This window comes from Alteromonas sp. 14N.309.X.WAT.G.H12, from assembly GCF_036697315.1.
GTDB lineage: Bacteria > Pseudomonadota > Gammaproteobacteria > Enterobacterales > Alteromonadaceae > Alteromonas.
The window spans coordinates 23734-31719 of record NZ_JBAHZB010000039.1; the positions used below are offsets into that span (position 1 = coordinate 23734).

At 41.7% G+C, this 7986-nt stretch carries 12 protein-coding genes and 1 pseudogene; 11 read left to right on the plus strand and 2 right to left on the minus strand.

The window, feature by feature from the left end; all coding sequences use genetic code 11:
* From V5298_RS11545 to V5298_RS11565, 5 genes are all read left to right on the plus strand, one after another.
* The coding region (locus tag V5298_RS11545; protein ID WP_332931602.1) for a Rid family hydrolase at positions 1–220 on the plus strand (220 nt) is incomplete at its 5' end.
* A 185-nt stretch (positions 221–405) separates the two neighbouring features.
* Positions 406–1350, plus strand: coding sequence for a slipin family protein (locus V5298_RS11550; protein ID WP_332931603.1), 945 nt, complete (start codon positions 406–408; stop codon positions 1348–1350).
* 2 nt (positions 1351–1352) lie between these two features.
* A complete protein-coding gene (locus tag V5298_RS11555) occupies positions 1353–1802 on the plus strand; it encodes an NfeD family protein (RefSeq protein ID WP_332931604.1) in 450 nt (149 codons plus the stop codon).
* A 169-nt stretch (positions 1803–1971) separates the two neighbouring features.
* A complete protein-coding gene (locus V5298_RS11560) occupies positions 1972–2058 on the plus strand; it encodes an NAD(P)-dependent oxidoreductase (RefSeq protein ID WP_332931611.1) in 87 nt (28 codons plus the stop codon).
* Positions 2059–2145: 87 nt separating this feature from the next.
* Positions 2146–3060, plus strand: a complete 915-nt coding sequence (locus V5298_RS11565; RefSeq protein WP_332931605.1) for a DMT family transporter — start codon at positions 2146–2148, stop codon at positions 3058–3060.
* A gap of 16 nt (positions 3061–3076) precedes the next feature.
* On the opposite strand, the gene V5298_RS11570 is transcribed toward V5298_RS11565, so the two are convergent.
* Complete coding sequence (locus V5298_RS11570; RefSeq protein ID WP_332931606.1) at positions 3077–3343, minus strand: hypothetical protein; 267 nt, start codon at positions 3341–3343, stop codon at positions 3077–3079.
* 188 nt (positions 3344–3531) lie between these two features.
* Positions 3532–3813, minus strand: coding sequence for a site-specific integrase (locus V5298_RS11575; protein WP_332931607.1), 282 nt, complete (start codon positions 3811–3813; stop codon positions 3532–3534).
* 392 nt (positions 3814–4205) lie between these two features.
* Here V5298_RS11575 and V5298_RS11580 point away from each other — a divergent pair, with 392 nt between their 5' ends.
* The 6 genes and pseudogenes from V5298_RS11580 to V5298_RS11605 form a co-directional block, all read left to right on the plus strand.
* Complete coding sequence (locus V5298_RS11580) at positions 4206–4484, plus strand: hypothetical protein (RefSeq protein WP_332931608.1); 279 nt, start codon at positions 4206–4208, stop codon at positions 4482–4484.
* Between the two features lie 76 nt (positions 4485–4560).
* Positions 4561–4995 carry a hypothetical protein gene (locus tag V5298_RS11585; protein WP_332931609.1) on the plus strand — a complete coding sequence of 145 codons (435 nt, stop codon included), beginning with the start codon at positions 4561–4563 and terminating at the stop codon, positions 4993–4995.
* A gap of 623 nt (positions 4996–5618) precedes the next feature.
* Positions 5619–6467 carry a hypothetical protein gene (locus tag V5298_RS11590; RefSeq protein WP_332931610.1) on the plus strand — a complete coding sequence of 283 codons (849 nt, stop codon included), beginning with the start codon at positions 5619–5621 and terminating at the stop codon, positions 6465–6467.
* 105 nt (positions 6468–6572) lie between these two features.
* Complete coding sequence (locus V5298_RS11595) at positions 6573–6920, plus strand: hypothetical protein (RefSeq protein WP_305444375.1); 348 nt, start codon at positions 6573–6575, stop codon at positions 6918–6920.
* Between the two features lie 540 nt (positions 6921–7460).
* Positions 7461–7760, plus strand: coding sequence for a hypothetical protein (locus V5298_RS11600; RefSeq protein ID WP_129736248.1), 300 nt, complete (start codon positions 7461–7463; stop codon positions 7758–7760).
* 124 nt (positions 7761–7884) lie between these two features.
* A pseudogene (locus V5298_RS11605) lies at positions 7885–7986 on the plus strand (VOC family protein); the annotation flags it as partial.

Below are 7986 nucleotides of genomic sequence, written 5' to 3' on the forward strand. Positions count from 1 at the left end.
CTTAACCATGAAAGACGTTGTAAAAATGCAAGCGTTTTTGGTGGGAGATCCTAACCTTGATGGCCGTATGGATTTTGCGGGCTTTATGCGTGGCTATACCCAGTTCTTTGGTACTGAAGAGCAACCTAACTTACCATCTCGTTCAGCGCTGCAAATTGCAGGGTTGGCTAACCCTGGTTTTTTAGTGGAAATTGAAGTAACCGCTGTTCGTCCTGAATAATATCTCCTCAATACCAGTAGTAGTGGCATGTAAACGTTTGTTTGCCACTACTATTTCAAGGTGACTAAGACAAGTACAGGATTGATTACATCAACGTTTCCTGATAATTAACTGCTTTTAATGTATTTATTTTGTAGTATAAACCTTCATTAATGCTGTTTTATTAATCGTCTAGGAGTACGTAAATGGAATTGGAATCTGTGTTTGAAACCCTTTTTTCTTATCAAGTTATCTTACTAGTGCTTATTGTTATAGGCCTTAAATCGTCAATAAAGTTTGTCCCTCAGAACCGCGCGTTCATTATCGAGCGTTTTGGTAAGTACAACACCACACTCGAAGCAGGTCTCAATTTTATCGTTCCGTTTATCGATAGGGTAGCGGCGAATCGCTCTTTGAAAGAACAGGCGGGCGACGTACCCGAACAATCTGCCATTACCAAAGACAACATCACGTTAAGCGTTGATGGTGTGTTGTATTTCAAAGTAGTCGATCCATACAAAGCCACCTACGGTGTCGAAGATTATGCTTTTGCGGTAACCCAGTTAGCACAAACTACCATGCGTTCTGAACTGGGTAAAATGGAATTGGATAAAACCTTTGAAGAGCGAGATTTGTTAAACACCAATATTGTGTCTGCCCTGAACGAAGCCGCGGCTCCCTGGGGTGTTCAAGTAATGCGTTACGAGCTAAAAGATATTAATCCGCCTAATTCAGTGCTGGATGCCATGGAACAGCAAATGAAGGCAGAGCGATTGAAACGCGCACAAATTTTAGAGTCTGAAGGTGATCGTCAAGCGGCCATTAACCGTGCCGAAGGTGATAAACAAGCCATCGTGCTTGCCGCGGAAGCAGACCGGGAGCAACAAATATTAAAAGCCGACGGTGAAGCCCAGGCGATCATTCGTGTTGCACAAGCGGATGCAGAGGCCATTGAAACTGTGGGTAAAGCGGCGGCCACCGAAGAGGGTCAAAAAGCGGTACAGCTTGATCTAGCCAAAGGCGCTATTCAGGCCAAAGAGAAAATTGCAAAAGAGTCTTCAATTGTTTTGTTACCTGACAGCAGTACCGAAATCGGTAACGTTGTGGCCCAAGCAATGACAATTGCCAACACAATAGGCAAAAAGGCATAGCCATGGAAAATATGTTTACCAACTTACCCCATTTTCTCATTGGGATAGGCTTAGTATTGCTAGTTCTCGAAGTCTTAATGGGGTTTACCACAATACTCCTGTTGACCTTGGGCATATCAATGATCCTTGCATCAGGTCTTATGTATGTTGGGATCCTTGATGAGGCATTGTTAGATGCGTTCATTGCTGTAGCCATCATTGATGCCGTATTGACGTTAGCGGTTTGGCGGCCGTTAAAGCTATTACAACGGGATCGAGCGCCCAAAGAAGTAAAATCGGACTGGATAGGTACCCAATTCGAATTAGAAAGTGATGTGGCGCCCGGGAAACCCGGTACCGCGCGATTTTCTGGTGTGGTATGGACGATCAAGTCTACGTCCACTCTACAAAAAGGCGATACCGCTGAAGTGGTGAAAGTGGAAGTTGGCGTGCTTCACGTTAAGCCGATATAGCAATAAAGGGGAGAGTACCATCAATGATTTTAAGGTACTCTTCTCCATTTTCAATATCCAATAGCAACTAACGCTAAGGATTAAAGGTGACTGAACACATTCACTACGTATCGTTGAAAACCCATATTAAAGGGCTACCTGAAGAGAGTGATTTTGAATTCAAGTCATAATGAATCGCACTCGCTTTCTTATTAATACCGCCAGAGGTGGTTTAGTTAATGAAGACGCCCTGGTGGCTGCGCTTAAAAGCGGGTAAATAGGCGGCGTGGATGGCGAATGAGTCCCGTCAGTGCTTATTCAACAAGGCAATAAACCATTTAATGCAGTTTATAGATGATCAAACATGAATAATGGTGTGCTCTTTGCCATTTGTACGCTTATTTGGGGTTCAACGTGGATAGCAATTACTTATCAAATAGGGCATACCGCTGAAACCCTAGCCGTAGCGTGGCGGTATACTTTGGCTGCACTGTGTTTAGGGCTATTTTGCGTCGTACGCGGCATGCCGTTTAAGCTACCGTTACACATTCACATTAAAATGGCGGGAGTTGGCTTTTTCCTATATTGCCTAAACTATTCCCTGCTCTATATGGCGCAAGCGCATATTATCAGCGCGTTACTCGCCCTTATGAGCTCCAGCATTATTTACTTTAACGTGGTGCTTCGCAGGTGGTGGTTGAAGCAGCCTATTCGTTTAGAAGTGGTGGTGGGCGCTACGTTTGGACTGGTCGGCATCGTGTGTATGTTTGTACCTGAATTCTCCAAAGTATCCATGGATGCTGCATTAGCGGCGGGGCTTTCTATCGCGTTTGTTTCTTTTTTCAGTGCATCAATTGGTAACGTTATTTCAGAGCGGATCCTCACTTCAGGTACGCCAGTAATTCAAATGAATTTTTACGCTATGAGCTATGCCATGGTGATGCTGTATACCACGGCACTATTAACTCAAGAAATATCGCAAGAAACGCTGGTGATCCCCAGTGCCCCAGAGTTCTATATTTCACTGCTGTACTTAGCGATTTTCGGTTCGGTATTGGCGTTTGGTTCTTATATGAAGTTGGTAAAGGAAATGGGAGCAGATAAAGCCGCTTATGTGGTACTGGTTTACCCCATTGTGGCGCTGGTTATCTCCACCTTTTTTGAAGGTTATACGTGGAGTTGGCTGTCTGTACTCGGTGTAGTAGTGGTATTGATGGGCAACGCTATTGCGATGGGTAAAGTACCCATATTCATGCGACGCCCACCCCTAAGTAGTTAAACATCATTCAAGTGTATTACTTAAGTGCATTAATTTTTTCATTCAATTCATACGCGGGCTGAGTCACTATGGCTTCCAGTGTTTCTACTCGCTCTACAAAGGCGGCAATTTGCTTATCTTTTTTCTCAATAAGCTGTTGTTGCTGTGTGGCTTTGCTAGCAATGAAAGGATTGCTACACGAGCCGCTTATCCAGTCGTTGAGGCGCCATTGAAACTTAGCATCTAAGTAACTTGCGGTAAGGGCGATAAAGCCAATAACTAAAAAAATGCTTAAGGTAGACATAGGTCATCTTTTTAAATAGTCGACGTTGTCTATTTTTTTTTAAATATCAATCGACTAAATATCGCAATTTCACGGGCGAAGGCCTTGGCGATTGTCGTATACAGCGATAGATTTTTAGCGTTAGGTCTTCTGATACGTTTTTAATTTAGTAGCGCAATAGCTTGATAATAAACAGGATATTTTCTAAATCAGGCTAGGCTTGGGTAATTAGATGCAGTATTAGTGAACACAATATAAAGAAATGCCAATGCGTTTGGTGCACTGGCTTGGGGAGCCGGTGCCACATCCTTTGTGTTCACTAAATAAGAGAGAAACAACTCGACTTCTTTGTTTCCCATCTCTGCTGGATGGGGACTTTTGTTAAAGCGTATATAGCTTACGATCCAGCGACAATAAAGCTCGATAGTACACTTAGCATACCGACGATTTCGCATATACTGAATCACCATCTGCATAAACATAGACTTCATATTGTTCCTATTTTTAACTGTAAATACTTACAGTCATACGCGGATTTTTAACGCAGTAAAATAAACAGGAAAGATTCCGTACTTAGATACAGGATATTCAGATACAAAGTATAGGATATTGATATATGTGAAGTTACGTGCCAAAGTTAGAGCATTGTTAAACGGATATATGGAAATATTCCATGTTGCATATAGGATTATTTCCGTACATTAAATTGTTATTTGCCTAGAGGGGGATTCTAACAGTGAGGCTTTTTATTAGTCTATTACTACTAGCGGTATCAAATTTTACTTGGGCTTGCAGTTGTTCAGCGCCTGAGTTGATAGAGCGAATAGAATCAGCTGACAAAGTACTAGTTGGGAAAGTTATCTCGATAAGGGATTTAAAGTACGTGTCAGAGGAAGACAGAAAATATTCGGCTGGAATTGAGGCTGTCATTTTGGTTGAAGAATTATTGAAGGGTGAAAAGATTAAACGAGTAACTTTGTACTCGAGCTATAACAGTAATGATTGTGGGATGGATTTTGCAATCGGGGATACTCATCTTTTTTTCTTAAATAGTGTTCGAGTAAACTCTTGCACTGGACACGTTATGAAATCGAGATTCGGCCTAGATATTTACGAAACTTCATTAAAAGAAGCGAAAAGATTAATTGGCAACGGCATATAACAAAAACTTGAAGCGGACAAAAATAAAGAGCAATTTTCGCCGCTTAAGTGGGTGTTATGTGCCAAAAGGAATTTGAATGCACAAGAATAATCAACTAATAATCGCTGGCAGTTTAAGCATCTTAGCTGCATTACTTCATATTGGTTGTATTTTCGGCGGTCCTGATTGGTACCTCTTTTTTGGTGCTGGTCAACGTATGGCTCAACTCGCTGCCCAAGGCGACCCGTACCCCACGATTGCAACGTTGGTAATTGCTTCAATTCTTACTGGGTGGGGATTATATGCATTTTCTGGTGCAGGTATTATCATCAAGTTACCACTACTAAAAACATGTTTAGCTTTAATTACTGCGGTCTACTTGTTGCGTGGTATCGCAGGCTTAGTTGGTCCGTTTCTAACTTCAGACCCTGTGGTGCACCAAAATTCAATAACCTTTTGGTTAGTCAGCTCAATTATATGCTGTATTTATGGTACGTTTTATTTAATGGGCACAGTAAAGTTATGGCGGTAGTAGAAAGTGCGCTGGCACATAACAAAAAAATCAAGTCGCTCACTGCGTTCGCTGGGACGCATACATGTGGGGCGGCTTCGCCATTATGCCCCACATGCCTGCGCCCCTTATTTAAAAGTTAGCCCCCAAGCGTTCATTTATCCAAAAATTAACAGATAGGTTTCAAACAAACATCGTTTTCCTTCTTGTTTTCGCATCCTACCGGCATCGGTAGTGTTTGGTTTATGGGCTATCAACCAATCTAGTTATTTTCTTCCCGTGGTTTGCGCGGCGCGAGCAGTCTTTCCTTGTCATGGTCTGGTGTTTTTATCAGCAATCGTATCGCGCAATTCTCAGGTTCAGTGGTAACGCAACTTTTTCAGTTCTGGTTAATGTGTACTGCAAAAATCAGTTGTTGTTTTTCTGTTGGTTGTTTAAGGTAAATGCGTATCAGGGCAGGGCGGTTATTAAATGCAAACATCTTGGTGCAGGGCAGCAAAGCTGCGAACGTTCAGTGTTAGGGCTAACAAGGCGCAGCACCGGACAATAACGCGCAGTTCCCCTTTTTTGCAAAGAGCGCAAAAAAGTGGCCCTTCGCTATTGCCGTTGTGCTAGGCGTTATATTTACAAGGAGAGTTCAGGTTATGAGTTACGAAGCTAAAGTATTCAATGTAATGATTGCTTCACCAGGAGATGTAGCATCTGAAAGAACGATCATACGAGACGTAATATATGAATGGAATGCTGTTCATTCTAAATCGCGAAATATTGTTTTGTTACCCGTTGGATGGGAATCTCATTCATCTCCTGAAATGGGGGCGTCTCCTCAAGAAATTATAAATAATCAAATTTTAGATAAATGTGATTTCCTCGTCGGCGTTTTCTGGACTCGTATTGGAACAGCGACAACCGAATACGCGAGTGGAACTGTTGAAGAAATTGAAAAACATATCGCGGCTGATAAGCCCGCTATGCTCTATTTTTCGAGTCAGCCAGTCGTAATGGATACCGTTGATCCCGACCAATATTCAGAATTAAGTAAGTTTAAAAAATCTTGTCAATCTCGTGGCTTATATGAGGGTTATGATAGTCATTCTGATTTCAAAGAAAGATTTTATCGTCACCTTCAACTTAAAGTTAATGAACACTCTTTATTTCAATTTGAAGCAAGTGATTCATTTTCACCTCAAAACGAAATAGTAGAATCAAACACTTCAATTCCCAAGTTATCAAACGAAGCTCGTATATTACTTAAAGAAGCTAGCCTTGATAGTGGCGGCACAATTATGTCTCTAAGTTATATGGGTGGTGATGACGTTCAAACAAATGGTAAAAATCTAATTTCCTCACAAGAGCCTAGAGAAGTAGCTCGCTGGAAATCAGCTATCCAAGAACTAGAGAATGAAGATTTAATTGAAGATCGTGGTCACAAAGGTGAAGTATTTAGAATTACCAATCTTGGTTATCAAATCGCAGACATGATCGAATTGTAAATATAACAAGTCAATTCAGCAGGACAAAAAACAGTTGGTTTTGCTCCTGCGTCGCTTATTTTAACCAACTATTTTTTGCCTCTGATTGAGGCGTTAGGTGCTTTGGTGAAAAATAGGTTTATATCGGAATGGGAACCAACGCTGCTGCAAGAAGAAATTTTGGCTAGTGGCATTTGGTTTTACGATGACCAAATACCGTTTAATGCTAAGTTACTTAGGCAAAAATACGATTACACATCTTTCGATTTACCAGCAATAGAAATGGCCGTTCATCCATATAATTTGGATTATATCGATTACTCTATTAGTGATGAGGGTTTTTTATACTTCTGGCAATTTGAAGGAAAAGGGCGCAAAAGTACGTCACCTACATTTAGTACTTATTTCGCCGCAAGGGACCACATAAATTCCTACGGTACAAAATATGATATTTCATGGAAAGCACGCACCTAACAAAAAAATCAAGTCACTCACTTCGTTCGCTGGGACGCATACACGTGGGCTGCTTCGCATTATAGCCCACGCGCCTGCGCCCCTTATTTAAAAGTTAGAAGGCGTCAGCCTAAACTACGTTTGGCTTTATAAAAATATCAGTTCAACAACCCTATTCTGTTGTTTCCAACATCGCCCAAGCTTTGGTAGTTTTAATGTCACCGCGCTTACTTCAAAGGTTGCGCAATAGGCGCTTTACCAACAAGTTCTTATTTTACCCGGCAAGCGCCATTGCACTCGGCAACTCATAGGGCGGTTTGCTTCAGTCAAATCAATACCATCACTGCGCTGTTGTTTTACTTGTTTGTGTTAATAATCAATCGTATGCTGACTTTATTAGTTTTTAAAAAGGCCAAGGGAACAGGCTCTGCTTCTAACAAAGCGCTCAAGTCACTCCCTTCGGTCGTTCGGACGCATTTACGCGGGGCGGCTTCGCCATTATGCCCCACGCAACTGCGCCGCTTAGCTTAAAGTTAGGTTTCATAAGAGGATTTAGTCGAAATGGATAGTGAAAAACTAAGAAAACTGCGAAGCTTAATTGATGAGGTAATTTACTCTCACAATAAAAAAGAAGCTGCCAGCCCCTTACGAAAACTGGAATTTATGGCGGCACAGATTAAGCCGCAATTAAATGGGTATACATCAGGGAAATTAAGTGAAGCTGTTGGTTACGCCAAGGAAGCATCCGGCCAAGTTCGAAATAAAGAACATTGGATTTCAAATATGGAGCGCTCTTGGTATGTTTTCGAGAATGATGTTCTAAATGGAAATTCTGGTACCCAAGATGCCCCTGAAACCTAACAAACACATTATGTTCATTCGCTGCGCTCATTGGGACGCATACTCGCTGGCTCGGCTCATTCTTCGCAAGTATAGCCAGCAAGCCTGCGCCCCATATGTGAAACGTTATACGCTAGGAGTTTAAATGGAACTTAACCAAGTTACGTTACCAGTAAAAGATATGGGATATTGCTGCTAACTTTTACCTAAATCTCGGCTTCACACAAATTGTCGATACGCCTCATTA

What these genes read in the sequence shown, in the direction of transcription:
- V5298_RS11550 (WP_332931603.1), top strand. Translation starts at nt 406, where the DNA reads ATGGAATTGGAATCTGTGTTTGAAACCCTTTTTTCTTATCAAGTTATC.
- V5298_RS11555 (WP_332931604.1), top strand. Translation starts at nt 1,353, where the DNA reads ATGGAAAATATGTTTACCAACTTACCCCATTTTCTCATTGGGATAGGC.
- V5298_RS11560 (WP_332931611.1), top strand. Translation starts at nt 1,972, where the DNA reads ATGAATCGCACTCGCTTTCTTATTAATACCGCCAGAGGTGGTTTAGTT.
- V5298_RS11565 (WP_332931605.1), top strand. Translation starts at nt 2,146, where the DNA reads ATGAATAATGGTGTGCTCTTTGCCATTTGTACGCTTATTTGGGGTTCA.
- V5298_RS11570 (WP_332931606.1), bottom strand. Translation starts at nt 3,343, where the DNA reads ATGTCTACCTTAAGCATTTTTTTAGTTATTGGCTTTATCGCCCTTACC.
- V5298_RS11575 (WP_332931607.1), bottom strand. Translation starts at nt 3,813, where the DNA reads ATGAAGTCTATGTTTATGCAGATGGTGATTCAGTATATGCGAAATCGT.
- V5298_RS11585 (WP_332931609.1), top strand. Translation starts at nt 4,561, where the DNA reads ATGCACAAGAATAATCAACTAATAATCGCTGGCAGTTTAAGCATCTTA.
- V5298_RS11590 (WP_332931610.1), top strand. Translation starts at nt 5,619, where the DNA reads ATGAGTTACGAAGCTAAAGTATTCAATGTAATGATTGCTTCACCAGGA.
- V5298_RS11600 (WP_129736248.1), top strand. Translation starts at nt 7,461, where the DNA reads ATGGATAGTGAAAAACTAAGAAAACTGCGAAGCTTAATTGATGAGGTA.